The organism is Kitasatospora sp. NPDC058243 (assembly GCF_042882025.1).
Lineage (GTDB): Bacteria > Actinomycetota > Actinomycetes > Streptomycetales > Streptomycetaceae > Kitasatospora.
Genome location: NZ_JBHVWW010000077.1, coordinates 5,549 through 30,631 on the forward strand (window position 1 = coordinate 5,549; position 25,083 = coordinate 30,631).

Annotated in this window: 23 protein-coding genes; 8 read left to right on the forward strand and 15 right to left on the reverse strand. The window is 74.3% G+C overall.

Going from position 1 to position 25,083, the window contains the following annotated elements; translation table 11 throughout:
* Positions 1-132: 132 nt before the first annotated feature.
* The 6 genes from ahcY to ACFVX9_RS34280 all read right to left on the reverse strand — a co-directional run bounded on the left by ahcY (position 133) and on the right by ACFVX9_RS34280 (position 6,636).
* Complete coding sequence (ahcY, locus tag ACFVX9_RS34255) at positions 133-1,581, reverse strand: adenosylhomocysteinase (RefSeq protein ID WP_363377427.1); 1,449 nt, start codon at positions 1,579-1,581, stop codon at positions 133-135.
* A 374-nt stretch (positions 1,582-1,955) separates the two neighbouring features.
* Positions 1,956-2,933 (reverse strand): cation diffusion facilitator family transporter, encoded by a 978-nt coding sequence (locus tag ACFVX9_RS34260; protein WP_387985587.1) that lies wholly within the window; start codon positions 2,931-2,933, stop codon positions 1,956-1,958.
* A 76-nt stretch (positions 2,934-3,009) separates the two neighbouring features.
* Positions 3,010-4,284 (reverse strand): SIS domain-containing protein, encoded by a 1,275-nt coding sequence (locus ACFVX9_RS34265; RefSeq protein WP_380343738.1) that lies wholly within the window; start codon positions 4,282-4,284, stop codon positions 3,010-3,012.
* Between the two features lie 66 nt (positions 4,285-4,350).
* Complete coding sequence (locus tag ACFVX9_RS34270) at positions 4,351-4,533, reverse strand: Trm112 family protein (protein ID WP_063349138.1); 183 nt, start codon at positions 4,531-4,533, stop codon at positions 4,351-4,353.
* 83 nt (positions 4,534-4,616) lie between these two features.
* Positions 4,617-6,002 carry a phosphomannomutase/phosphoglucomutase gene (locus ACFVX9_RS34275; protein ID WP_380377363.1) on the reverse strand — a complete coding sequence of 462 codons (1,386 nt, stop codon included), beginning with the start codon at positions 6,000-6,002 and terminating at the stop codon, positions 4,617-4,619.
* Positions 6,003-6,192: 190 nt separating this feature from the next.
* The gene (locus ACFVX9_RS34280) at positions 6,193-6,636 is read right to left on the reverse strand and encodes a DUF3499 domain-containing protein (protein ID WP_079136306.1); all 444 of its coding nucleotides are present in this window, start codon (positions 6,634-6,636) and stop codon (positions 6,193-6,195) included.
* Positions 6,637-6,721: 85 nt separating this feature from the next.
* Between ACFVX9_RS34280 and ACFVX9_RS34285 the strand changes: the two genes are divergently transcribed.
* Entirely contained in the window at positions 6,722-7,174 is a 453-nt protein-coding gene (locus tag ACFVX9_RS34285; RefSeq protein ID WP_079135840.1) for a metallopeptidase family protein, read from the forward strand.
* Positions 7,175-7,227: 53 nt separating this feature from the next.
* Here the strand turns inward: ACFVX9_RS34285 and ACFVX9_RS34290 are convergent, their stop codons facing one another.
* From ACFVX9_RS34290 to ACFVX9_RS34300, 3 genes are all read right to left on the reverse strand, one after another.
* A complete protein-coding gene (locus ACFVX9_RS34290; protein WP_387985592.1) occupies positions 7,228-8,958 on the reverse strand; it encodes a DUF5719 family protein in 1,731 nt (576 codons plus the stop codon).
* Between the two features lie 6 nt (positions 8,959-8,964).
* Entirely contained in the window at positions 8,965-12,816 is a 3,852-nt protein-coding gene (locus ACFVX9_RS34295) for a glycosyltransferase (protein ID WP_387985595.1), read from the reverse strand.
* A 217-nt stretch (positions 12,817-13,033) separates the two neighbouring features.
* On the reverse strand, positions 13,034-13,306 hold the full coding sequence (locus tag ACFVX9_RS34300) for a WhiB family transcriptional regulator (RefSeq protein WP_063349134.1): 273 nt from the start codon (positions 13,304-13,306) through the stop codon (positions 13,034-13,036).
* 629 nt (positions 13,307-13,935) lie between these two features.
* Here ACFVX9_RS34300 and ACFVX9_RS34305 point away from each other — a divergent pair.
* From ACFVX9_RS34305 to ACFVX9_RS34315, 3 genes are all read left to right on the forward strand, one after another.
* Positions 13,936-14,553 carry a cysteine dioxygenase gene (locus tag ACFVX9_RS34305; RefSeq protein ID WP_387985643.1) on the forward strand — a complete coding sequence of 206 codons (618 nt, stop codon included), beginning with the start codon at positions 13,936-13,938 and terminating at the stop codon, positions 14,551-14,553.
* A gap of 104 nt (positions 14,554-14,657) precedes the next feature.
* The gene (cofD, locus tag ACFVX9_RS34310) at positions 14,658-15,617 is read left to right on the forward strand and encodes a 2-phospho-L-lactate transferase (protein ID WP_363377420.1); all 960 of its coding nucleotides are present in this window, start codon (positions 14,658-14,660) and stop codon (positions 15,615-15,617) included.
* Positions 15,618-15,645: 28 nt separating this feature from the next.
* Complete coding sequence (locus ACFVX9_RS34315) at positions 15,646-16,938, forward strand: coenzyme F420-0:L-glutamate ligase (RefSeq protein ID WP_387985599.1); 1,293 nt, start codon at positions 15,646-15,648, stop codon at positions 16,936-16,938.
* Positions 16,939-16,942: 4 nt separating this feature from the next.
* Here ACFVX9_RS34315 and ACFVX9_RS34320 read toward each other — a convergent pair whose 3' ends face one another.
* From ACFVX9_RS34320 to ACFVX9_RS34340, 5 genes are all read right to left on the reverse strand, one after another.
* Positions 16,943-17,212, reverse strand: coding sequence for a type II toxin-antitoxin system RelE/ParE family toxin (locus ACFVX9_RS34320; RefSeq protein WP_380377356.1), 270 nt, complete (start codon positions 17,210-17,212; stop codon positions 16,943-16,945).
* Positions 17,209-17,481, reverse strand: a complete 273-nt coding sequence (locus ACFVX9_RS34325; protein ID WP_063349130.1) for a type II toxin-antitoxin system Phd/YefM family antitoxin — start codon at positions 17,479-17,481, stop codon at positions 17,209-17,211. Before ACFVX9_RS34325 ends, ACFVX9_RS34320 begins: the two co-directional genes overlap by 4 nt.
* A 128-nt stretch (positions 17,482-17,609) precedes the next feature.
* The gene (locus ACFVX9_RS34330) at positions 17,610-18,056 is read right to left on the reverse strand and encodes a PIN domain-containing protein (protein WP_063349129.1); all 447 of its coding nucleotides are present in this window, start codon (positions 18,054-18,056) and stop codon (positions 17,610-17,612) included.
* On the reverse strand, positions 18,053-18,307 hold the full coding sequence (locus tag ACFVX9_RS34335) for a type II toxin-antitoxin system Phd/YefM family antitoxin (RefSeq protein ID WP_063349128.1): 255 nt from the start codon (positions 18,305-18,307) through the stop codon (positions 18,053-18,055). The genes ACFVX9_RS34330 and ACFVX9_RS34335 overlap by 4 nt, the downstream gene beginning before the upstream one ends.
* 25 nt (positions 18,308-18,332) lie before the next feature.
* A complete protein-coding gene (locus ACFVX9_RS34340; RefSeq protein ID WP_387985604.1) occupies positions 18,333-19,298 on the reverse strand; it encodes a DNA-3-methyladenine glycosylase family protein in 966 nt (321 codons plus the stop codon).
* A gap of 6 nt (positions 19,299-19,304) precedes the next feature.
* Here ACFVX9_RS34340 and ACFVX9_RS34345 point away from each other — a divergent pair, with 6 nt between their 5' ends.
* Positions 19,305-19,796: an SgcJ/EcaC family oxidoreductase gene (locus ACFVX9_RS34345; RefSeq protein ID WP_387985607.1), complete on the forward strand. Its 492-nt coding sequence runs from the start codon at positions 19,305-19,307 to the stop codon at positions 19,794-19,796.
* A 19-nt stretch (positions 19,797-19,815) separates the two neighbouring features.
* On the opposite strand, the gene ACFVX9_RS34350 is transcribed toward ACFVX9_RS34345, so the two are convergent.
* Entirely contained in the window at positions 19,816-20,928 is a 1,113-nt protein-coding gene (locus ACFVX9_RS34350; protein WP_387985610.1) for an N-acetylmuramoyl-L-alanine amidase, read from the reverse strand.
* Between the two features lie 104 nt (positions 20,929-21,032).
* Here ACFVX9_RS34350 and ACFVX9_RS34355 point away from each other — a divergent pair, with 104 nt between their 5' ends.
* From ACFVX9_RS34355 to ACFVX9_RS34365, 3 genes are all read left to right on the forward strand, one after another.
* The gene (locus ACFVX9_RS34355) at positions 21,033-21,824 is read left to right on the forward strand and encodes a TIGR03089 family protein (RefSeq protein WP_387985612.1); all 792 of its coding nucleotides are present in this window, start codon (positions 21,033-21,035) and stop codon (positions 21,822-21,824) included.
* Between the two features lie 36 nt (positions 21,825-21,860).
* Positions 21,861-23,222: an LCP family protein gene (locus tag ACFVX9_RS34360; RefSeq protein WP_387985615.1), complete on the forward strand. Its 1,362-nt coding sequence runs from the start codon at positions 21,861-21,863 to the stop codon at positions 23,220-23,222.
* Between the two features lie 192 nt (positions 23,223-23,414).
* Entirely contained in the window at positions 23,415-25,067 is a 1,653-nt protein-coding gene (locus ACFVX9_RS34365) for an LCP family protein (RefSeq protein ID WP_380377346.1), read from the forward strand.
* Positions 25,068-25,083: the final 16 nt, after the last annotated feature.

The following is a 25,083-nucleotide window of genomic DNA, read 5'->3' on the forward strand; positions in this document are numbered from 1 at the left end:
ACGCAGCAGAGGGAACCACCGCTCTCCTTGCCCCCCACACACGCCCCCCCAACCCCCCCGGCCCCCACCCCCCCCTCCCCGGTCCCCCCCCCACCGGCGTACGCCGCACCGCGTCAGTAGCGGTTCACCGCATCAGTAGCGGTACTGATCCGCCTTGTACGGGCCCTCGACCGGGACGCCGATGTAGTCGGCCTGGTCCTGGCTCAGGGTGGTCAGCTTCACGCCGAGCGCGTCGAGGTGCAGCCGGGCGACCTTCTCGTCCAGGTGCTTGGGCAGCACGTAGACGCCGATCGGGTACTGCTCGGTCTTCGTGAACAGCTCGATCTGGGCGATCGTCTGGTTCGCGAAGGAGTTGGACATCACGAACGACGGGTGGCCGGTCGCGTTGCCCAGGTTCAGCAGGCGGCCCTCGGAGAGGACGATGATGGTGCGGCCGTCCGCCTTGCGCCACTCGTGGACCTGCGGCTTGACCTCGGTCTTCACCACGCCGGGCAGCTGCGCCAGGCCGGCCATGTCGATCTCGTTGTCGAAGTGGCCGATGTTGCCGACGATGGCCTGGTGCTTCATCCGGGCCATGTGGGAGGCCATGATGATGTCCTTGTTGCCCGTGGTGGTGATGAAGATGTCGGCCGTCTCGACGACGTCCTCCAGGGTGGCGACCTGGTAGCCGTCCATCGCCGCCTGGAGCGCGCAGATCGGGTCGATCTCGGTGACGATGACGCGGGCGCCCTGGCCGCGCAGCGACTCGGCGCAGCCCTTGCCGACGTCGCCGTAGCCGCAGACGACGGCGACCTTGCCGCCGATCAGGACGTCGGTGGCGCGGTTGATGCCGTCGATGAGCGAGTGGCGGCAGCCGTACTTGTTGTCGAACTTCGACTTGGTGACCGAGTCGTTGACGTTGATCGCCGGGAACAGCAGCTGGCCGTCACGGTGCATCTCGTACAGGCGGTGGACACCGGTGGTGGTCTCCTCGGTCACGCCCTTGATGGTGGCGGCGACCTCGGTCCACTTGTTCGGGGAGTCCTTGAGGGTGCGGTTGAGCAGCTCCAGGATGATCCGGAACTCGTCGTTGTCCGCGGTGGACGGGTCCGGCGCGGCACCGGCCTTCTCGAACTCGACGCCCTTGTGGATCAGCAGGGTGGCGTCGCCGCCGTCGTCCAGGATCATGTTCGGGGTCTTGCCGTCAGGCCAGGTCAGGGCCTGCTCGGTGCACCACCAGTACTCGTCCAGGGTCTCGCCCTTCCAGGCGAAGACCGGCACGCCCTGCGGGTTCTCCGGGGTGCCCTCCGGGCCGACCGCGATGGCGGCGGCCGCGTGGTCCTGGGTGGAGAAGATGTTGCAGGAGCACCAGCGGACCTCGGCGCCCAGGGCGGTCAGGGTCTCGATGAGGACGGCGGTCTGCACGGTCATGTGCAGCGAGCCGGTGATGCGGGCGCCGGTCAGCGGCTTCGACTCGGCGTACTCGGCGCGGATCGACATCAGGCCGGGCATCTCGTGCTCGGCCAGCTGGATCTCCTTGCGGCCGAACGGCGCCAGGGAAAGGTCGGCGACCTTGAAGTCACCGGTGGTGTCGGTCGACATGCGTCTGCTCCTCGCTGATGGGGTGGGCGTGGCCAAGGTCCTGTGTGTGCGGTCGCAGCGGGGCGGGGCCGTACGGGTGCACGGCTACGCCGGGGCGGCCGGATCCGTGGTGCTGGACCGGTTCCCTGCTGCGCAGCACAAACCGTCGGAGGACCTCTCTCCCTCGACCGGGGCACACCCCACAGGGGCGGACCGCCGATCAACCGCCATCAGCAGCGACGTTCTGGCTCTGGTGACGAATCTACACCGGCGGCCCCACCGGCCGTCCGCCGATGAGCGATTTCGGCCTCGGACCGGACGGGTCCTCAAGCGGATCCCAGCCGGCCCCCTGGTCCGCCCCCGGCCGGCCCCGGCCAGGGGCGGACCGGCGCCGGTCAGTGCGAGGCGCCGGGCCCGGGCCCGCCGGGGGTGGCCGCCGGGTCCTCGCCCGCGGCGGCCTTCTCGGCGCTGTAGACGTCGGGCTCCAGGTAGATCGCCCGCGCGATCGGGACGGCGGCCCGGACCCGCTCCTCCGCCGCGTCGATCGCCTGCGCGACGCGGGCGGCGCTGTCCTCCGCGTTGACCGCGATCTTGGCGGCGACCAGCAGTTCCTCCGGCCCCAGGTGCAGGGTGCGCATGTGGATCACGCCGGTGACGGCCTCGCCGTCCACCAGCACCTCGCGGATCCGGCGCACCGAATCCCGGTCGGCGGACTCGCCGAGCAGCAGCGACTTGGTCTCCAGGGCGAGCACCACCGCGATCACCACAAGCAGGACGCCGATGCCCAGGGTGCCGACGCCGTCCCAGACGCCGTCGCCGGTGATCACGGTGAGCGAGACGCCGAGCAGCGCGAGCACCAGGCCGATCAGCGCGCCGGCGTCCTCCAGCAGCACCACCGGCAGCTCCGGGGCCTTGGCGGTGCGGATGAACTGCACCCAGCCCTGGCCGCCCTTGGCCTTCGCCGACTCGCGCATCGCGGTGAGGAAGGACCAGCCCTCCATCGCGACGGCGAAGAGCAGCACACCGACCGCCCAGCCCCAGGAGTCCAGCTTCTCCGGGTGGTTGACCTTGTGCCAGCCCTCGTAGATCGCGAACAGGCCGCCGACGCTGAAGAGGACGATCGCCACCAGGAAGCCGTAGACGTAGCGCTCGCGGCCGTACCCGAACGGGTGCTCCTCGTCCGCCTCCCGGCGCGCCCGCTTGCCGCCGATCAGCAGCAGCACCTGGTTGCCCGAGTCGGCGACCGAGTGCACGCCCTCGGCCAGCATCGACGAGGAGCCGGTGAAGCCGAAGGCGGTGAACTTGGCCACCGCGATCGCCAGGTTCGCGGACAGTGCCGCGACCAGTGCCTTGGTGCCGCCTTCTGTACTCATGCTTCGGGTCCCTCCGCCGCAATGGCTGGTCGCGCTGCTCCGTCGAGCGCTTACCGTACCGGCCGTGCGGCGCGGCTCAGGACTGCGCGGCGGCGAGCCCGAGGTAGACGGCGGCGAAGTCGGTCAGCGCGACCAGGTCGGCGAGCGCGTGCAGCGGGTCCGGCCGGCTGGTCGCGTACTCGGTCAGCCGGACGTCGTGGGCGCCGGCCAGCCGGTGCGCGCGGGTGACGCCGAAGCTGCGCGGGCCCGCGTCGTCCTCCGGCACCTCGGCCGGCCCGCCCTGCTCCTCGGGCGCGCCGCCGGGACGGACACCGGACTGGGCACCGGGCGCCCCCGGGACGTGCCGCAGCAGCAGGACCTGGAGGTGCAGCGGATCCGGCTCGTCGACCCGGTCGCGGAAGAAGTCGTCCGGGTCCGCGCCCGCGCCCAACTGGCCGGTGAACATACCGCGGTGGGCGGTGAGCACCTGCGGCAGCGGCCCGGCCAGCGCCGGGCGGCCGGCCCGTTCGGCGAGCTGGGCGGCGAAGCGGGTGGCGACGGCCCCGGCGATCGGACCCTCGGCCCACAGCAGCGGGACCGTCCCGGCCAGCCGGGCGGCCAGGCCCTTGGCCGGGTTGGTGTACGCGGCGGCGTCGGGGCGGCAGCGGACGGCGGTCGCGTCCAGCAGGTCGGCGACGGCCGGCAGCGCGTCGTACGGCAGCTGGGTGATGCCGATCTTCTGGGCGAGCGCGAGCAGCGGGGCGAGGTGGGACCACAGCGCGGCCGGGTCCTCGGCGGGGAGGTCCGGCTCGGCGGCCGGGCCGGCGGGCGCCTCGTCCTCGGGCAGCGCGGAGGCCACGTACGGCAGCGGCAGCGCGCGCACCTGCAGCGCGGCCTCGGCCAGCGGGCTGCCCGCCGGAGCGGTGACCACGATCGCGCAGCCGCGCGCGTAGGCCTGCTCGGCGAGGCCGACCAGGCCCGGTTCGCCGCCGTCGGCGGAGCTGACCACCAGGAGGTCCAGCGGGCCGGCCCAGCCGGGCAGTTGCCAGCCGAGCCCGGCGGTGAAGGCGGGCGGCGCGCCGGCCCGGTCGGCGCGCGGGGCGGCCGCCTCGGTCGGCGGCAGCGTGGTGATCAGGCCGGCGTGGCCGGCCAGCGCGGTCAGGATCTCGCCCGCCGTCAGGGCGCTGCCGTGGCCCGCGACCAGGACGGCGCGCGGGCGGCCGTCCGGGCGCAGCCGGTCCAGGCCGGCCGCGTCGGCCAGCCGCAGCGCGGTGCGGACCCGCGCGCCGGCGCCGGCCAGGGCCAGCAGGGCGCGGTCGCGGTCGGCGCGCTGCAGGGCGGCCGGGTCGTCGAGCAGGGTGTCGTCGAGCATGCGGCGGGCCTCCGGCTGCTGTCCTGTGCGCGCTGGGCTGGCGGGGTGGGGGCTTCGCCCCAAGGATCAGGCCGGGCGGCGGGCCTCGTCCACCAGCAGGACCGGAATGCCGTCCCGGACCGGGTAGGCGAGGCCGCAGTCCGCGCCGGTGCAGAGCAGCTCGGGCTGCTCCTCGGTGCCGCCCTCGGTGAGCGCGGCCCGGCACTGCGGGCAGACCAGGATCTCCAGCAGGAAGGATTCGAGCTTCATGGGGCTCTCCAAAAGTCGGGGGGTGGCACGGCGGTGCCCCGGCCGATAGGCAACCCTACCGGCCGGGGCACAGGAGGCCTCGGTCAGGCGCGGACGATGGCGAGCACGCCGTCGCGCAGCTCGGCCATCTTCGCCGGGTCCTTGGCCTCGGCGTTCAGGCGCAGCAGCGGCTCGGTGTTGGAGGCGCGCAGGTTGAACCACCAGTCCGGGCCGGCCACGGTGAGGCCGTCCAGCTCGTCGACGGTGGTGCCCTCCAGGCCGGCGTAGGCGGCGCGGACGGCGGCGGTGCTGGCGGCCTGGTCGGCGACGGTGCTGTTGATCTCGCCGGAGGCGGCGTAGCGGTCGTACTCGGCGGTGAGCGCGGACAGCGTGCCGGGCTGCCCGCCGAGCGCGGCCAGCACGTGCAGCGCGGCCAGCATGCCGGTGTCGGCGCGCCAGAAGTCGCGGAAGTAGTAGTGCGCGGAGTGCTCGCCGCCGAAGACGGCGTCGGTGACGGCCATCTCCTGCTTGATGAAGGAGTGGCCGACCCGGGTGCGCACCGGGTTGGCGCCGAGCTCGCGGACCACCTCGGGGACGGTCCAGGAGGTGATCAGGTTGTGGATGACGGTCGGCTCGGCCTCGCCGGCGGCCTGGGCGCGGGCGATCTCGCGGGCGGCGACCAGGGCGGTGATGGCGGACGGGGAGACCGGCTCGCCGCGCTCGTCGACGACGAAGCAGCGGTCGGCGTCGCCGTCGAAGGCCAGGCCGAGGTCGGCGCCGACCTCGCGGACCTTGGCCTGGAGGTCGACGATGTTCTTCGGGTCGAGCGGGTTGGCCTCGTGGTTGGGGAAGGTCCCGTCCAGCTCGAAGTACATCGGGACGAGCTCGATCGGCAGGCCGTCGAAGACGGTCGGCACGGTGTGGCCGCCCATGCCGTTGCCCGCGTCCACGACGACCTTGAGCGGGCGGATCGCGGTGAGGTCGACCAGGCCCAGCAGGTGGTCGGCGTAGCCGCGCAGGGTGTCCTGCTCGGACAGCGCACCGGGCTTGACGTCCTTGGCCGGGACGGTGACGGTGTCGTCCTCGCCCGTCCAGGACTCGACCAGCTCGCGGATCTCGGCGAGGCCGGTGTCCTGGCCGACCGGGGCGGCGCCGGCCCGGCACAGCTTGATGCCGTTGTACTGGGCCGGGTTGTGGCTGGCGGTGAACATCGCGCCGGGCAGGTCGAGCTTGCCGCTGGCGTAGTAGAGCTGGTCGGTCGAGCAGAGGCCGATCTGGACCACGTCGGCGCCGTAGGCGGCGGCGCCCTCGGCGAACGCCCGGGTGAGCGACGGGGAGGAGGGGCGCATGTCGTGGCCGACGACGATCGCGGACGCGCCGGTGACCTGCACGAACGCGGCGCCGAAGGCCCGGGACAGGTGCTCGTCCCACTGGTCCGGGACGACGCCTCGGACGTCGTAGGCCTTCACGAGCTGCTTGAGGTCGCGCACTGCGGCTCCACCCTGGTCTCTGTACTGGTCGGTGTGCGTGTGATCGGCGGCTGGCCGCCCACGGTCACGATACGTCGGGGTCACCGCCCGTTCGGTCGACGGTCCGCGGTGACGCTAGACGGGCAGCGTACCCAAGTCGGACGAACGCCCGGTGCAGGCCCGGGCGGGGTACGGCGTCGGCTGTGCGGCGTCAGTTGTCCGGCGAGCGCAGGACGCGCAGGTGGCCGCGGCGGCCGCCCTCGGTGGACTCGCCCTCGGACCCGCGGCCCTGACGGGGGGTCTGCGGCCGGGCGGCCTCGCGGACGGCGTTGGCGAGGGCCTCCAGGTCGTCACTGCTGCGGCGCAGCGGCCCGGCCTCGGCGGCCAACCGGACGACCTCCCAGCCGCGCGGGGCGGTGAGGCGCTCGGCGTGCTCGGCGCACAGGTCGTAGCAGTGCGGCTCGGCGTAGGTGGCGAGCGGGCCCAGGACGGCGGTGGAGTCCGCGTAGACGTACGTCAGCGTCGCGACGGCCGGCCGGCCGCACGCGGTCCGCGAACAACGACGTACAGAGCTCACGAGGGTGGACGGTACCGCACTCCTCGCCGGGGAGCGAAGACCGCCTGTCCGGCGGGTGTGCCGTGTCGCGGTCCGCACGCCGGTCCACGCCTCCGCCGCCCCGGGCGTTTCCCCGTCGGAGTAGTCCACTTCCGACCGTCCAAGGACTACCCTCGGCAGTGATATGGACAGCTCTGCACCGCAGTCATCGACGGGACCCTCGCGCCGTCCCCGGCATCGCGACCGGCACGGCAGGGGGCTGCGCGGCCCGCTGGCGCCGCCACAGGTGCCGATCTCGCTCACCCGCTCCGAACTGTTCGACGACTACGTGCGCGAATCGGTGGAGCGTCTTGAACGGCGCTGGCCGCAGCTGATCGAAGTGGAGTTCGCCGTCCAGGAGGTGCCGCTGCACGAGCCCGACGCGGCCGACGGCGAGGACGGCGTGCCGCTGGGGCGGGTGTTGCCGGGCAAGCAGGGGCGCAAGAGCCAGATCGTGGTGTACCGGCGGCCGGTGGAGATCCGGGCGAAGACCCGCGAGGACCGCGCGGCGCTGGTGCACGAGATCCTGATCGAGCAGGTGGCGGAGCTGCTGGGACTGTCCCCGGACGCCATCGACCCGCGCTACGACGAGGACTGAGCACGCGGACGGGGCGGTACCCGGGCCTGCCGGGTACCGCCCCGTCCGACCGGTCAGCGCAGGACGACGCCCGGATCCTGGCCGGCCCGCGGGACCCTGACGGTGCTGTGGTCGTCGCGCAGCGCCTGGATGGTGAACATCGGCACGTCCTTGGCGGGCAGCGAGAGCATCCGGGCGGCCATCACCGGGCCGCCGGAGACGGTCTCGACGGTGAGCGCGAAGCTGCCGTTCAGCCCACCGGGCTCGGGCGCCGGGAGGGCGACCGTGCCGCCGGCCGGCAGCTGGACGTCCTTGCTCACCGGGGTGCCGCCGCCGCTGCCGGCCGAGGCGGTGACCCGGACGGTGGCGGCGTCGCCGGCGGAGGTCAGGAACAGCGTGGACGCGCCGGCCCGGTTGTCGGCGACCGTGGCGCGGGCCCCGACCGGGCCGGTGCCGGTGAGCCAGGCCGCGTCGCTCTTGCCGCCGCCCCCGGCCCGGTCGACCCGCAGGCCCGCCACGACCCGGGTCGGGTGCTTGTCGTCGGTGGGCGACAGCCGCAGCCCGGCGACCTCGTCGCGGGTGACCTTGCCGAGGTCGACGGCGGCCACCATGCCCGCCTTGATGTGGATGGACTCGTTGCCGGCCGGGGTGAACCAGCCGTTCTTGCCGGAGAGCTGGATCTTCAGGTCGGCGTCGTCCTCCGGCGGCGCCCAGACCACCAGGTGGGCGGCGGAGGTGTCGGCGGGCAGGCCGGGCAGCACCTGGGTGGCCGCCGGTTCGGCCGAGGCCGGGATCCAGTCGGCGCCCTTGGCACCGTCGGCGGCGTGCAGCGCGGCACCGACCCGCCCGCTGCGGGCGACCACGTGCACGGCGAGGTCGTTGACCGCGCCCTTGCTGATCGTCGGCAGCAGCACGGACTGGGAGCTGCCGGGGGCGACGGTGATGCCGTTGGCGGCGTCGTTCTCGATCAGGCCCTTGTCGCCGTACAGCTTGATGTCGACCACGGCGGCGGAGGACTCGGTGTTCACCAGGCTGACGTAGTCGACCCGGTCGCCGGCCGTGCTGGCCCCGGCGAACCAGAAGCTGGTCCCGGCGGGGGTGCAGGTGAGGCCGGACAGGCCGAGGCCGCGCTGCTCGGTGACCACGGTGGTCTGGGTGACGGTGAAGCCGGGGGCGAGAGCGCCGGTGGCGACGGCCCCGGTGCCGGGCGCGGTGTCGCCGTTGGCGGCCGGGCCGGTGGCCGGGGCGCCGGGCTTGGCCAGGGTCAGCCGGGCGTCGGCGGGCGCGGCGCCCTTGTCCGGAGCGGCCGGAGCGGCCGAGCCGGACGGCGCGGCGGGGGCGCCGGACGCCGGGGCGGAGGGGGCGGTGGTCGGCGGGGTCGCGGGCGCGGCGGCGTCGGAGAGCCAGCCGGCCCCGCCGGTGGCGCCGCCCGCCCCGGGCGGGGTGTAGGCGGTGAGCGTGGTCGAGCCGGTCAGGCCCTGGAGCGGCTGCGGGCAGACCGCCGCCGTCCGCTCGACCTGCGCGGTGGTCGGGGCGACGCCGCCGTCCGCCTTGGCGGGGGCGGCCGGCGGGCGCGTCTCGGCGATCCCGAACACCGCCGCGAGCACGACGGCCGCGGCCAGCAGGGACTGCGTGGTCCTGGTGCCCCCGGACCGCCCCGCCGGCCGGGCGGAGGCCGCAGGCTCCGGCGCCTGGGCCGGGGCGGGCCCGGGCTGCCCGGACTGCCCGGACTCGGCGGCCTCGGCGGCCTCCGTCGGCTCGACGGCCTCGGGCGCGGACTTCTTCCTGAATGCGGGCTTCTTCATCGCGGGTCAGCTCCCCGATCCGTGCTGGTGCAGGTACCGGCCCGTGCCGTTGGGGTCGTTCGGGTCGTTGGGGTCGTAGTAGGGCTCGGCCTGCGGCTGCCCCGGCACCCACGGCTGCTGGTGCTCCGTCTGCTGGTAGGGCTGCTGCTCGTAGCCGTACTGCTGCTCCTGCGGGTACGCCTGCTGCTCGTAGCCCTGCTGCGGGTACGCCTGCGGCTGGTAGCCCTCGTAGCCCTGGCCGTCGTACCCCTGGCCGCCGTACGGCGCGGCCACCGGCTGCTGGGCCGCGTACTGGTCGTAGCTGTACGGGTCGGCCTGCTGGTACGTCTGGTACGGGTCGGCGTACGGCTCGGTCTCCTGGACGGCGGCGGCCGCCTGGACCGCCTCGGCCATCGGCTCGCCGGCCGGCTGCGCCGGGATCGCGCCCGGCGGGCCCTCGTACACCCCGCCGTCCTCGCCGCCCTCGCCGCGCTCGGCCATCCGGCGGGCCCGGCGGCTGCCGGGGGCGGGCGCCTGCGCCTGGGCCGCGGCGGCCAGCGCGGCGGCGGCCACCACCTCCTCGGGCAGGTCGTCGTCCTTGTGGCTGCGGCGTCCGGGCAGGGCCAGCACCAGGACGGTCAGGCCGAGCAGCACCTGGGCCCAGATCCAGCCGGTGTGCGCGAAGCCGTCCTCCCGGGTGACGGTCAGCTTGCCGCCGCCGGCCGGGAGCTTGAAGCCCTGCGCCCAGCCGTCGACCGTGACGGACTCCAGCGCGGTGCCGCCCACGGTGGCCTTCCACTCGGGTGCGGCGGACTCGGCGAGCCGCAGCACCCGGCCGTCCGGGCCGGCCGGGACGGTGGCGGTGAGGTCGCGGGCCCCGGCCGGGACGACCACCGGGGCGGCGCCCGGGGCGGTGATCACCGCACGGACGGCGGGGGCGCCGGTGACCTGCCAGAGCGCGGAGTCGCCGTCCTGGTTGGCCTTGACCAGACCGGGGGTGGTGTCCAGGACGTCCTTGTAGGTGCCGATCACCGACTGCTGGACCAGCACGTAGGCGATGCCGTAGCCGGAGAGCGCCCCGGCCTGGTCGGCGCCGGAACCGGCCAGCAGGCTGCCGACCATCTTGTTCAGGCCGTCCTGGGTGCCGGTCGCCGGGTCGACGGTGGACTCGGCCTGGCCGAGCGTCAGGCCCGCGCCGCGGACCACGGTGTAGCGGACCGCGCCGCCGCCCGGGTCGCCGGTGACGACCAGGGTGCGGGAGCGGTCGGTGGTGCCGGCCTCCTCCGCGATGAACGCGGGCACCTGGCCGGCCTGGGCCCGGTGCAGCGGCTTGCCGGCGCCGGTGAGCGCCCACCACAGGCCGGTGCCCAGCGGGGCCAGCACCGCGGCGGCCACCACCAGCGCGGCCACCGGCTGGCGCCAGCCGAAGGCGATCCCGGCCACTCGGGCGTTGGCGCCGTCGGCACCGATCGCGGCGGCCGCCAGCAGGGCGATCCCGGCGATCAGCGAGGCCGGGCCGGCCCAGGCGGGCACCGCCGGGCCGCCGGAGGCCGGGGTGACGGAGGTGCCCGCCACCGCGACCGCGAAGACCAGACCCGCACCGGCCGCACCCCAGGCGGACAGCACCGCACGGCGGCGGTCGGCGCGCAGCAGTGCGGCGAGCGCGGCGAGCACCACGCCGGCCGACAGCCAGACCGGCGGCACCCCGGCGCCGCCCGGGTTGACCAGCAGCAGGCCGGCCGCGCTCGCACCGGTGCCGTGCAGGCCGGGCAGGCCGGCCTCCAGCAGCAGCCACTGCGGGTGCGCCAGCACCGACAGCGACCACGGCGCCAGCACCAGGACGGGCAGCGCGAGGATCACCAGGACGCGCAGGCCGAGCAGGCGCAGCGCGGCGCCGCCCGAGCCGAAAGCACCGCCGCGGACCACCGCGACGACCAGCGTCGCCAGGCACAGCGGCAGGGCGAGCGCCCAGGTCAACGGCACGAAGGAGGTGGCCAGGGTGAGCAGCAGGACGGTCATCCAGACCGGCCGCCACCCCGGGCGGGCGCCCTTGGCGGCGCTCTCGTCGCGGATGCCGAGACCGGCCGCGATCGCGGCGGCGCGGGCCAGCGGCGGCAGCAGCACGGCGAGGACGGCGGTGCCGATCCGGCCCTGGGCGAGCGCGCCGGTCGCGGCGGGCAGCAGCGCGTAGGCGGCGCTGGCCCAGGCCCGGACGAGCTTGGAGTCCAGCAGCGGCCGGGACACCAGGTAGGCGCTGACCGCGGACAGCGGCACGGTGAGCACGACCAGCAGGGTGAGCGCGAGGTCGGCGTGGTCGAACAGCACCCAGGACAGCACCGCGAGCACGCCGAGGTACGGCGGCGCGGCGGCGGCGGAGCCGGTGCCGATCGGGTGCCAGGCGTCCGCGTACATCGACCAGAGGCCGCCGGCGCCGTCGGTGGCCGGCAGCAGGGCGCCGCCGAACAGCTCGCCGCTGCCGAACAGGCCGCGGCAGGCGATCAGGGCGAACACCAGCAGGGCCGCGAACAGCACCGGCGCCGGACGCCGGGCCAGCTTCTTGATCAGCGTGAACTGCTCGACGACCAGGTCCTCGTCGTCCTCGCCGCCCGGCCCGGCCTCGACCGTGCCGTGCCGGCCGGTGTCGTCCCCTCCCCCTATGCCGAGGGAGCCGATCACGCCCTCGACGGCGAGCCGGGCGGTGGCGCCGGGCGGCGGGAAGAGCGTGCGGTCGTCCAGAGCGTCGGCGGCCCGGGTGCGGGCGCGCTGCTTGCGCGCGGCCAGCAGCCGGGGGAAGCGGACGAGTTCGTGGCCGAGGCCGGTGAGCTCGTCGAAGGCCTGGCGCGGGTCCTTGCCGAGCAGGTTGGTGACGGCCCGCAGCAGGGTGCCGAGCACCAGCCGCAGCAGGACGTAGGGGAAGAGCGCGCCCTTGCAGTTGGCGAGCAGGGTGTAGACGGCGCCGGCCTTGTCCACCCGGTGCGGGTGGGCGGGGCCGCAGTCGATGGCGCGGCGCTCGCGGCTGGCCGCCTCGGCGTGCCGCAGCACGGCGTCGGGAGCGACCACCACGCGGTGGCCGGCGGCGTTGACCCGCCAGCAGAAGTCGGCGTCGTCGCGCATCAGCGGCAGCGCCTTGTCGAAGCCGCCGAGTTCCTCGAAGACGTCGCGGCGCACCAGCATGCCGGCGCTGGAGACGGCGAGCACCGGACGGACCTGGTCGTGCTGGCCCTGGTCCTGCTCGCGGCGGTCGAGGCCGGTCCAGCGGCGGCCGGAGCGGGCGATGGTGACGCCGACCTCCAGCAGCTGGCGGCGGTCGTACCAGCTGCGCAGCTTGGGGCCGACCACGGCGGCGCTGGGGGTGGAGTCGGCGACCTGGAGCAGCCGGCGCAGCGCGTCGGTCTGCGGCTCGCAGTCGTCGTGCAGCAGCCAGAGCCATTCGACGGGCTGGGTCTCGCGCGGGCCGCCGCGGCCGAGGTCGTCCTCCTGGGCGAGCGGGTCGCCGAAGTCGTCCCAGCCGCCGGTGACCGGGTCGTAGCCGGAGGGGTCGAGCCGGTACGGCAGGTCCTCCGGGCGCAGCGGCGGGCTGCTGAAGACGGCCTCGGCGACGGCGGTGCCGAAGCCGGCCCGGCGGCCGAGGAGCAGCGGGCCGCTCTCGGGCAGCCAGTCGGCGAGGGTGTCCGCCAGCAGTTGCGGAGAGTTGTCGGTGGAACCGGTGTCGACCGCGAGCACCCGCTGGACCTGGCGGTCCTGGCCGAGCAGGCCGGCGAGGGCCTGCGGCAGCCAGCGGGCCCCGTCGTGCGAGACGATCACCGCGGTGACCAGGTGGCGCGGGTAGGCGGGCGGCCTGGCAGCGGTGAAGCCGCTCTGGTGGCTGTAGACGGTCATCGAGTGCGCGGGCCTCAGTTCTCGGTGGACACAGCCGGTGAACGGCAACCGGATGGCGCACCACACTAACGGCTCCGGATGGCGGCTTCGTCCGCGGTGCCGGTGCGGGACCGGTGAAGAGCCGGCAGGGAACACGAAAGCGCCCCACCGCCGCGGTGAGGCGCCCGTACTGCCGTGTGGTTGTCGAAGGGTCAGCGGGGGTCGGCGGCCGCCCCGGTCAGACCGCGCTCTTCTTGAGCCGGCGGCGCTCGCGCTCGGAGAGGCCGCCCCAGATGCCGAACCGCTCGTCATTGGCGAGGGCGTACTCCAGGCATTCCGAACGGACCTCGCAGGCGAGGCAGACCTTCTTGGCCTCGCGCGTGGAGCCGCCCTTCTCGGGGAAGAAGGACTCGGGGTCGGTCTGGGCGCACAACGCGCGCTCCTGCCAACCGAGTTCCTCTTCCTCCTCCGCGATGCCGTCACCGATCAACAGCTCAAAGAGCTCGCTCATGTGGCGCGCCTCCTCTGCCCCTACTTGGCGTCCCCGTGGTTGCCGTTGCCTCGTGCGGCCGACGACACGAGTGAAATTACAGTTGCGTCACTCTGGCTCAGTCAAGCCGAGCTCTGGTATTGGGGCGAGGATTCACTCCCCGGCACCAAGCCGTTACGAATAGTGTACATATTCGGACACATTGGACCTTCGATCCGAAAGCCCTGAACGGCGTCGAACCAGCCACAACCCTTCGGCGAGTGACGCTCGGTCACCATCACAGGCCGGTCATCGCCCTGCCTTCCCGGCGATCTTCCCATCGAAACATAGAGCGTGATTTATCACCCCATCCGGGCAACTTCTTGGCGTAACCCTCTCGAATGCCGCATCCCTGTGTTTGACACCGGCCCCACGGATGCGGTCTCCTTTCCCCCATGTCAGAGTTCGCCAGCCCCCGGAGCGGTTCCACGCTCCGCCGTGCCGTGAACTCTTGTTGTCGCCTCTGCTCCTGCTGTATCTAGGCGCCCGCGTCCCACCGCGCGCCGCCCCCAGGAAGCACAGAGGCCGCCCGCGATTCCCGTCCCAGGACATCCCGGATCCGGCTGATCCCCGACGAACCAGCCGCCACTCCGAGGACGACTCCCGTGCGTATGACCCGCATCCGCAAGCGGAACCGCGACCGCAACAAACTCGCCCGCCGAAGCCCCTCCCCCACCGCGCCCGCCTCGCCCGCCCGGGGCTGGACCGACGGCCTCAGCGACGTCTCCATCGCCGGCGACCCGCTCGCCTTCCCGCACCTGGCCCGCACCGACCTGCCCCGCCACCCCACCACCGTGGCCGGCCACGCCCGGCTGATCCGCGAGATCGCCGCCGACCGCGCCCGCTGGGAACCCCTGGTCCGCTACGACGCGCTCACCCGCTGGTACGCCCGGCTGGAGACCGGCCCCGGCTACGAGGTCTGGCTGCTCAGCTGGCTGCCCGGCCAGAGCAGCGGCTTCCACGACCACGGCGAGTCCTCCGGCGTGATGACCGTCGTCCAGGGCGAGCTGATCGAGCGCTCGCTCACCCGCGCCGGCGAGGGAGCCCGCACCCTGCGCCCCGGCGGGCAGCGGGTCTTCTCCTCCGGCTACCTCCACGAGGTGGTCAACGGCACGCTCGAACCCGCCGTCTCCATCCACCTCTACACCCCGGGCCTCACCGAGATGAACCAGTACGGCGGCACCGCCGTCCCCGAGCAGCACCCGCAGGCCCAGGCCGAGGCACACTGAGCACCCGCCCGCGTCAGCCCGGCCGTCGCACCCGCCGGCGACCGGACCTACGACCGGGCCGGCGACCGGGCTGACGGGCAGTCGGACCGTGGCAGGATGAACCCATGCGCATCGTGGCACTGGCAGGCGGAATCGGCGGAGCGCGCTTCCTGCGCGGACTCCTCGCGGCGGTCGGACCGCAGGACGAGATCACCGTCATCGGCAACACCGGCGACGACATCCACCTCTACGGCCTCAAGGTCTGTCCCGACCTCGACACCGTGATGTACACCCTCGGCGGCGGCATCCACGAGGAGCAGGGCTGGGGCCGCACCGACGAGACCTGGTCGATCAAGGCCGAGATGAAGGAGTACGGCGTCGGCCCCGAGTGGTTCGGGCTCGGCGACCGCGACTTCGCCACCCACCTCGTCCGCAGCCAGATGCTCACCGCCGGCTACAGCCTCAGCCAGGTCACCGAGGCGCTGTGCGTGCGCTGGAAGCCCGGCGTACGGCTGCTGCCGATGAGCGACGACCGGGTCGAGACCCACGTGCGGATCACCGACGAGCAGGGCACCCGGGCGATCCACTTCCAGGAGTACTGGGTCAGGCTGCACGCCGCCGTCGACGCCGAGGCGATCATCCCGGTCGGCGCCGACACCGCGAAGCCCGCGCCCGGCGTCCTGGAGGCCCTCGCCGCCGCCGACGTCATCCTCTTCCCGCCGTCCAACCCGGTCGTCTCCATCGGCACCATCCTCGCCGTCCCCGGCATCCGGGAGGCCGTCGCCGCCGCCCCCGCCCCCGTCGTCGGGCTCTCCCCGATCATCGGCGGCGCCCCGGTGCGCGGCATGGCCGACAAGGTGCTCGCCGCCGTCGGCGTCGAGGCCACCGCGGAGGCGGTCGCACTGAACTACGGCTCCGCACTCATCGACGGCTGGCTCGTCGACACCGCCGACCAGGCCTCGGTCGCCGCCGTCGAAGCCGCCGGGATCGCCTGCCGGGCCGTCCCGCTGCTGATGACCGACGTCGAGGCCACCGCCGAGATGGCCCGGGCCGCCCTCGCCCTCGCCGAGCAGGTGCGCAAGTGAGCGGGCGCGGGCGCAGCGGGGCGGGCGCATGAGCCTGCAGATCCTGCCGGTCGAAGGGCTGCCGGAGATCGACGCCGGGACCGACCTCGCCGCGCTGCTCGCCAAGGCCGGCGAGTACCAGGACGGCGACATCCTGATCGTCACCTCGAAGATCGTCAGCAAGGCCGAGGGCCGGCTGCTGCACGCCGCCGACCGCGAGGCCGCGATCGAGGCCGAGACCGTCCGGGTGGTCGCCCGGCGCGGCCACGCCCGGATCGTCGAGAACCGCAACGGCTTCGTCATGGCCGCCGCCGGCGTCGACGCCTCCAACACCGCCCCCGGCACCGTCCTGCTGCTGCCCGAGGACCCGGACGCCTCCGCCCGCACCCTGCGCGGGCGGCTCCAGCAGCTCACCGGCCGCCGGCTCGCCGTCGTCGTCACCGACACCTTCGGCCGGCCCTGGCGCAACGGGCTCACCGACGTCGCCATCGGCGCCGCCGGGCTGTCCGTGCTGGAGGACCACCGCGGGCGCACCGACAGCCACGGCAACGAGCTGGCGCTCACCGTCACCGCCACCGCCGACGAACTCGCCGCCGCCGCCGACCTGGTGAAGGGCAAGACCAGCGGCGTGCCGGTCGCCGTCGTCCGCGGGCTCAGCCACCTCGTCACCGCCGAGGACGGCGACGGCACCCGGCCGCTGGTCCGCTCCGCCGTCGACGACATGTTCCGGCTCGGCACCTCCGAGGCGCTGCGCCAGGCCGTCACCCTGCGGCGCACCGTCCGCTCCTTCACCGACGCCCCGGTCGACCCCGGCGCCGTGCGCCGCGCCGTCGCCGCCGCCGTCACCGCGCCCGCCCCGCACCACACCACGCCGTGGCGGTTCGTCCTGCTGGAGACGGCGCAGGCCCGCACCCGGCTGCTCGACGCGATGCTCGCCGCCTGGCAGCGCGACCTGCGCGAACTCGACGGCTGGGACGACGCCCGGATCGCCCGCCGCACCGCCCGCGGCGACGTCCTGCGCGAGGCGCCCTACCTGGTGGTGCCCTGCCTCGTCATGGACGGCTCGCACCACTACCCCGACCAGCGGCGCGCCGCCGCCGAACGGGAGATGTTCACCGTCGCCGCCGGCGCCGCCGTGCAGAACCTCCTGGTCGCCCTCACCGGCGAGGGCTACGGCTCCGCCTGGGTGTCGTCCACCATGTTCTGCCGCGACACCGTCCGCGCGGCCCTCGACCTCCCGGACGGCTGGGACCCGATGGGCGCCGTCGCCGTCGGCCGCCCCGCCGAACCCCCGCGCGAACGCCCGGACCGCAGCGCCGACACCTTCATCGAGGTGCGGTAGCGGTTCAGAGACCGCGATAGACCTCGCGGCGATTGCCAACGGCCACCACGAGGATCACCAGCACGCCGTCGTGGATCTCGTAGGCCACGCGGTAGACGCCGACGCGGAGACGGTAGAGGCCGACGTGACCCGCCAGCTTCTTGACATCCGGGCCCTCGACGTAAGGGTCCTCGCCGAGAACGGTGAGCGCGGTGAGGATCCGCATCGCGTCGACCTGGCTGATGTCACGCAGCTGGCGCCTGGCATGCGAGGTGAAGCGGAACGCGTACTTCACGCAGCGCTCCCGGAGGAGTCCTTGGGCGAGTCGAACAGGTCGGCCAGGAGCTCGGCCATGGTCACGGTGGGATCGTTCCGGTGCTGCTCGGCCTCACGGGCGAGCAGTTCGTCGGCGGCATCCTCGATGGCATCGAGGATCTCGATCGGCACGACCGCTCCGACCCGCTCGCCCTTCCGAGTGATCACGGTGATCTCGCCGGCCTCGGCCTGGGTGACCACCTCGGCGAGGTTCGCACGCAGTTCCCGGATGCTCAGTGCGTCAGTCATGCATCAAGCGTACACATCGGCGTGTACACCGCACAGCGCTTCCGGTTCAGCGCCGCCGGTGGTCGTCGGGGGTGAGGCGCGAACGCCCGGACCGCGGCGCCGACACCTTCATCGAGGTGCGGTGAGGATCAGCCGTCGAGGTCGTCCGGCAGCAGCCGGAAGGCCTTGTGGTTGGTCAGCGGCCTGATCGCACGGAAGTGGCGACGGTCGACGGTCAGCACGGCGTCGGTCCTGAACTCCGCGGCCAGCGCGACGTTGATGGCGTCCGTCAGGCCGATGTCCAGGTCCGGGTACTGCCGCATGACCGCCCGCGCGGTGGCAAGGTGCGCACCCACCTCGGGCACCTCGAAGCGGCCGATCGCACATCGGTCGATGATGTCGTCCAGAACGCGCATCGCCATCGCGGCTCCGAGTGTCCGGTGCGCGAGGTAGTCCAGCTCGGCCAGCACCAGCGGCGAGATGACCAGATGGCCGACCGTACGCAAGGCCTTCAGGCAGGCGTCGTGGTCGGGTTCCTCACCGGCGTATGCGGCGAGCAGGGCGCCGGTGTCACCGACCACCGCGACGTCGGTCACCTGCCGAATCCTTCCATGTGCTGGTCGAGGTCGGCCAGAATGCGCCCGCCGCCACCGGGGATGACCGGCATGTCGTCGAGCTCCTCCCCCATCGGATCGGTCCGGAAGGGGTAGACGGGTGCGGCCAGGCTCGGCGGCAGGATGGTGGCCACATGCCTGCCGTCCTTGGTGACGGTGACGGTCTCGCCCCGCTCGACGGCTCCTATCACCCTGGCCGTCTGCTGGTTCAGCTCCCGCATGGTTGCTTCCATGCGAGGCAGTGTACTACGGCGTAGTTCATCGCCGCCGGTGGTCGTCGGGGGTGAGGCGGGGGCCGTAGCGGGGGGCGTGGGGGGTGGTGGCCAGCAGGAGGCGGCAGAGGCGGTGGCGGTGCGGGCGGTAGGGCTCCAGCAGGGCGAGCATCTGGGCGTCGTCGCTGCGGGGGCGGCCGGCCAGGGCCCAGCCGACCAGGTTGGGCAGGTGGAAGTCGCCGACCGAGACCGCGTCCGGGTCGCCGTTGCTGCGTTGCAGGGTCTCGGCGGCCGTCCAGGGGCCGATCCCCGGGACGGCGGTGAGCCGGGCGAAGGCCTCGACGTGGTCCATCGCGGCGGCCTCCTCCAGCCGGGGCGCCAGCCGGACGGCGCGCATGACCGTCGCCGAGCGCTTCGGGTCCACCCCCGCGCGGTGCCACTCCCAGCTCGGCACCAGCGCCCACTCCCGGGCCGACGGCGCCACCCGCATGCCCTCGGCCGGGCCCGGCGCCGCGGTGCCGAAGTCCCGTAGCAGGGTGCGCCAGGCGCGGTAGGCCTCGTCGGTGGTCACCTTCTGTTCCAGGATCGCCGGGACGAGGGACTCCAGGACCAGCCCGGTGCGGGTGAGGCGGACCGCGGCGGTGCGGCGCTGGGCGTCCCGCAGCGGGCCGGGCGGCAGCACCAGGGCCTCCGGGTCGTCCTGCGCGCCCAGCAGCGTCGGCAGCCGCTCCAGCAGCCACGTCGCACCCGGGCCCCAGGCGGTCGCCTCCACCTCGCCGGCCGTCGGGCGCGCCAGCACCCGCAGCGTGCCGATCCCGGCCGGGGTCCGGGACGCCCGCCAGAGCGCGCCGTCGCCGGTGGTGCGGTACGCCGGGTCGGCGGGGCCCCGGCGCAGCGGCAGCAGCGTCCGGGCGACGTCCAGCGGGAAACCCGGCCGCCAGCGCCGTACCGACTCGCCCGTCACCGCCGCGCACCTCCTCCGCTGTCCGGCTCCACCGCCTTCGCCGACCATGGGGATATGAACAATACGCGGCTGCCGGAGCTGTCCTCCGGGGACGAGAGCGCGGTGCGGGCGCTGTACCACCGGGCGCTGGAGGGGTGGAACCAGCGGGACGGTTCGGCCTTCGCCGGGCCGTTCGCCGAGGACGGGGAGGTGATCGGCTTCGACGGCACCCGGCACTGCGGGCGGTCGGTGATCGCCGCCGAACTGGGGCGGCTCTTCGCGGACCCCGCGACACCGGAGTACGTGGCCAGGGTGCGCCGGGTCCGCGCGCTGGGGCCCGGGGTGGCGCAGCTGGACGCCGTCGCGGGGCTGGTGCCGGACGCCGCGGAGGACCTGGACCCGGCGCTCAACGCGGTGCAGACGGTGATCGCGGTGAACGCCGGGGCGGGCTGGCGAATCGGGCTGCTGCAGAACACGCCGGCGCGCTACGACCTCCGGCCGGATCTGGCGGCGGCGTTGACGGCGGAGCTGCGGGGGCTGGTCGGGCGGGGGCCGGGGCCGGCGTAGGGCGGTGCGGTGGGGTGCGTCAGGGAGTCTGGAGGTGGGCCGCGGCCGTGCGGAGGGCGGGGAGCCGGGCGTAGAGGGCGTTGCCGGGGCACTCGGTGTTGAAGGCGTCGCGGTGGCCGGAGACGGCGTCGAAGTCGACGACGGTGCCCTTGGGGTAGCGGCTGGCGTCGGAGGCGGAGGTGAGCTTGGTGCGGCCGTCGGCGGGGTGGCCGGTAAGGCCGAGCTTCCAGCCGGCGATGGCGGCGAGGCCGTCCAGGAGGGGCTGGGGCGGGGCGTCGCCGACGTAGGTGCCGATGGCGGCGACGCCGGCCGAGTCGGTGTTGAAGCCGAGGGTGTGGGCGCCGTGGACGGGCTGGTCGACGCCGCCGGCCCGGCCCTCGTAGACGGTGCCGCAGCGGTCGACCAGGAAGTTGTAGCCGATGTCCCGCCAGCCGCTGCTCTGAACGTGGTACTGGTAGATCGACCTGATCACCCGGGGGGCGTCGGAGCAGGCGTAGTCGGTGGCGGTGGCGGTGTGGTGGACGAACACCTCGTGGACCGGGCCGGTGTACTCGAAGGCCTGGTCGCGCAGGGACTCGTCCGCGCCCCAGCCGGCCCGGGTGACGATGGCGGGGCGCGGGGCCTGGTGGCCGTCGGCGGGGCGGCGGGGCAGGACCCGGGCGGCGGGCGCGGGCGCACCCTGGCCGGGGTCGACCAGGTCGAGCCGCAGACCGGACGGGGGCCCGGCGGGGCCGGGGCGCACCTCGACGGCGACGCCGTCGCTGCGGCCGGTCCACAGGGGCGCGGTGGCGCCGCGCGGGGCGAGGTCGGGGCCGTCCTCGGTGTCGGCCTCCAGGTCGTGCCAGTCGCCCCAGCGGCCGGTGGCCGCGTCCCGGGTGCGGACCCGGACGGCGCCGCCGGCCAGCGCGTCCGCCGGGCCGTCCCAGCCGACGCCGAGGAGTTCGAACGGCCGGGTGGTGCGCGGCGCCAGGGCCGGGCCGGGGCCGAGCGGCAGCGAGGTGACCGACCCGCCGCCGGCGGAGCCGCGGCGCCGGGCGCCGTCGGGGTCGGCCGGGCCGGCGGTGGCGGCGGGCTGGAGGAGCAGGGCGGCGGTGCAGCCGGCGAGCACGGCGGCCGGGAGGGAAAGGCGCATAAACCGGATGGTGGCGGCAAATCGGGCCACTCGCCACGTCGCCTCGCGCCCGGTCCGCCACCCCTCCCGACGGCCCACTCGAAGGCCGTAGGCTGGGGCGCACCATGACTGCGCATTTCGCTGCCGATGCCCGCACCCCCGTCGAACTGCTGCACGCATATCTGCGAGGCGGCACGCCCACGGTCGATCCCGCGGCCCCGCTGGTCACCTTCTACGACGACGCCACCGGTGAACGGGTGGAACTGTCCGCCCGGACCTTCGACAACTGGGTGGCCAAGACGGCCAACCTCCTCCAGGACGAGTTGAACGCCGGCCCGGGCGACCGGGCCGTACTGCTGCTCCCCGCCCACTGGCAGAGCGCCGTCTGGCTGCTGGCCTGCTGGTCGGTCGGGGTGGCGGTGGTGCCCGGCGGCGACCCGGCCGCCGCCGACCTGGTGGTCAGCGGCCCGGACGGACTGGCGGCCGCCCACGCCTGCGAGGGCGAGCGGGTGGCCCTGGCCCTGCGCCCGCTCGGCGGACGCTTCCCGCAGCGCCCCGACGGCTTCCTCGACTACGCCGCCGAGGTGCCCGGCCAGGGCGACCGCTTCGCGCCGTACTCGCCCGTCGCCCCGGACGGCCACGCGCTGGAGACCGCCGTGGACGGGCTGCCGCTGAAGCTGACCGGCGAGCAGACCGTCGCGCTGGCCCGGGAAGGGGCCGCCCGGCTCGGACTGGAGCCCGGCGACCGGGTGCTGTCCACCTTCTCGTTCGACGACTGGACCGGCCTGGAGGCCGGTCTGCTGGCGCCGCTGGCGGCCGGCGCCTCGGTGGTGCTGTGCCGCAACTCGCAGGGGCTCGACCCCGAGCAGTGGGAGAAGCGGACCGAATCCGAACGGGTGACACTGCGCCTCGGGTAACCCCCGGGTCGGGCCGGGCGGGTAGGGATCCCTGCCATGGCCGAGGACGACACCGCGCACCCCCCGACCGACCCGCCCCCGACGGATGCGCACCCTTCCGAACCCGGACGCCCGCGTCGGCGCCGGCGGTGGCTGATGATCACCGCCGGCGTCGTCGCGTTCCTGCTGGTCGCCACCGGGGCACTGCTCTGGATCGCCTACCGCAAGCTGGACGGCAACATCCGCACCGACTCGGCCACCGACCGACTGCTCGCCCAGCTGGAGGCCGAGCGGCCGAGCCGGACCGCCGGGGCCAAGGGCTCCGAGAACATCCTGCTGATCGGCAGCGACGACCGCTCCGGCACCAACTCCTCGTACGGCGGCGAGCCGGGCACCCAGCGCTCGGACACCACGATCCTGCTGCACCTGGCCGCCGACCGGAAGCACGCGACGGCGGTCTCCATCCCGCGCGACGTCATGGTCACCGTCCCCGCCTGCGAGAAATCGGACGGCACCCGCAGCAAGGCCGGGCTGATGCAGTTCAACTGGGCGTTCGAGATGGGCGGCGCGGCCTGCTCGATCCGCGCCGTCGAGCAGCTCAGCGGCATCCGGATCGACCACTACGTGATCCTCGACTTCAACGGCTTCAAGACGATGGTGAACGCGATCGGCGGGGTCGAGGTGTGCGTCCCGCAGGCGATCCACGACAAGGACGCCAGACTCGACCTGCCCGCCGGGCGGCAGACCCTGCACGGCGAGCAGGCACTCGGCTACGTCCGGGCCCGGGAGAGCCTGGGCGACGGCAGCGACACCCAGCGGATGGGCCGTCAGCAGCAGTTCCTGGCCGCGCTGATCCGCAAGGTGCAGTCGCAGGGCGTGCTGCTGAACCCGGCGCGGCTGTGGCCGGTGCTGGACGCGGCCACCTCCTCGGTCAAGGCGGACGGCGGGCTGTCCTCGCTCGGGGCGCTGTACGACCTCACCCAGGACCTGCGGGACATCCCCTCGGCGGACGTGGTGCTCCTGACCGCGCCGCGCCGCCCGTACCGGTACGACTCGGACCGGGACGAGTTCGTGCAGCCGCAGACCACCCAGTTGTTCACCGCGCTGCGGGACGACCGGTCGGTCGCCGTCCGGCCGCCCGGTTCGGCGCCGTCGCCGGGCGCCGTCGCCGGGGCGGGCGTCGGTGTCGGGGCGGGCGTCGGTGTCGGGGCGGGCGTCGGTGTCGGGGCGGGCGTCGGGGCGGGCGCGAGCCCGAGTCCAAGTCCAAGTCCGGTGGCGGCGGGTGCGGGCGCGGGGTCGGACGGGGCTGCGGGGGCCGCGGGGGCCGCGGGGGCTCCGGCGAAGGCGTCACCTTCGGCGGACGCCTCGCCCACCTTCGAGGGACGCACGGCCGACGTGGACGCCTGCGCGCAGCACTGATCGCGGCTGCGCCGCAGGTCGGCGCGGGTTTTCCGGAAATCCCGCACACCCAGGGGACTTTACCCGGCCATTACCTGGACATGGCGCAGATCACACCGGAACGATTCAGTCGTTCGGCTCGTCTAGTGTGTCCGGATCGGCCCGCCGAACGGGCGAGCCGGAGCCGTGACCGGTCGGAGGTAGGGAACCCCCGTGCAGCAGGACAAACCGGAGGTCGATCCCGCCGACCAGTGGACGCGCGACCCGGAAACCGGCCAGTACCGCCTCGACCCGGCCGCCGGCATCCCCGGGCAGCGCCGCCGGACGGCCGACCGGAGATCCCCCGAGGAGACGCCGGCCACCGAGTCGGCCGGGACCGCCGACGTCCCCGGGCCGGGCCGCCGCGACTCCCGGCGCCGGGCGGCCGCCGCCGCCAAGCGGACCCGGCGCCGCCGGGCGCTCAAGTGGACCGCCGGGGCCGGCGCCCTGGTGATGGTCGCGGGCTGCGGCGGGGCGTACTACCTGTACCAGCACTTCAACAGCAACCTGACCTCCGTCAAGGTCCAGCTGGGCAACGAGGAGGAGCGGCCCAAGGCCGCCGGGGACGCGCTCAACATCCTGGTGCTGGGCACCGACAGCCGGCAGGGCCTCGGCCGCGAGTACGGCAACGAGGGCAGCGCCGGGCACGCCGACACCACGCTGCTGTTCCACATCTCCAAGGACCGCTCCAACGCCACCGCGATCAGCATCCCGCGCGACCTGATGGTGCCGATCCCGGAGTGCCAGAGCGGCAGCGGCAAGAAGATCCCCGGCTCCGCGCGGGACATGTTCAACAACAGCCTCGGCCAGGAGGGGCGCGACCCGGGCTGCACCTGGAAGACCGTCGAGAAGATGACCGGGATCCGGGTCGACCACTTCGTGCAGGTCAACTTCGAGGCGGTGAAGACGCTGTCCAGCGCCGTCGGCGGGGTCGAGGTCTGCGCGGCCAAGGACATCAACGACAAGGACTCGCACCTGAAGATGAGCAAGGGCCGGCACGTGGTCCAGGGCGACGAGGCGCTGGCCTTCGTCCGCACCCGGCACGCCGTCGGCTTCGGCGGCGACCTCACCCGCATCCCGCTCCAGCAGCAGTTCATCAGCTCGATGATCCGCAAGATCAAGAGCGACGACACCCTGACCAGCCCGAGCAAGCTCTACAAGCTCGCCGACGCCGCCACCAAGGCGCTCACCGTGGACTCCGGGATCGGCAGCGTCGACAAGCTCAAGGACCTCGCGCTGGACCTCAGCAAGGTGGACACCAAGAACATCACCTTCGCCACCGTGCCGGTCCTGGACGACCCCAAGGACAAGGACCGGCTGGTGCTCAAGCAGCCGGACGCCGGGCAGCTGTTCTCGATGGTCGCGGGCGACCGCTCGCTGACCGAGACCGCCGCCCCCGCCGACGCCGCCACGGCCGCACCGGAGACCGCACCGGCGGCCCCGACCGCCGCCGCCCCGACGGTGGACCCCAAGGACGTCCGGGTGACGGTGCGCAACGGCAGCGGGACGCGCGGGCAGTCGGGGCCCACCGTGGAAAAGCTCCGCACCAAGGGCTTCGCCAAGGCCACGACCGCCCCCGACGCGCCCGTCACCGCGACCACCACGGTGTCCTTCCCGACCGGGCAGGACGCCGCGGCCGCCGCCCTGGCCGCCGCGCTCGGCCTGCCGGGCGACGCCGTCCGGCCGGACCCGAAGGCGGATCCCAAGGGCCCGCTGGTGCTGGTGCTCGGCAAGGACGTCCTCGCCGCTCCGGCGGCGGCCCCGACCGAGGCACCGAAGGACCTCCAGCGGGTGCAGGCGGACGACACCGATGCGTGCGCCAAGTAGCTAGGGGCCCTGGGCC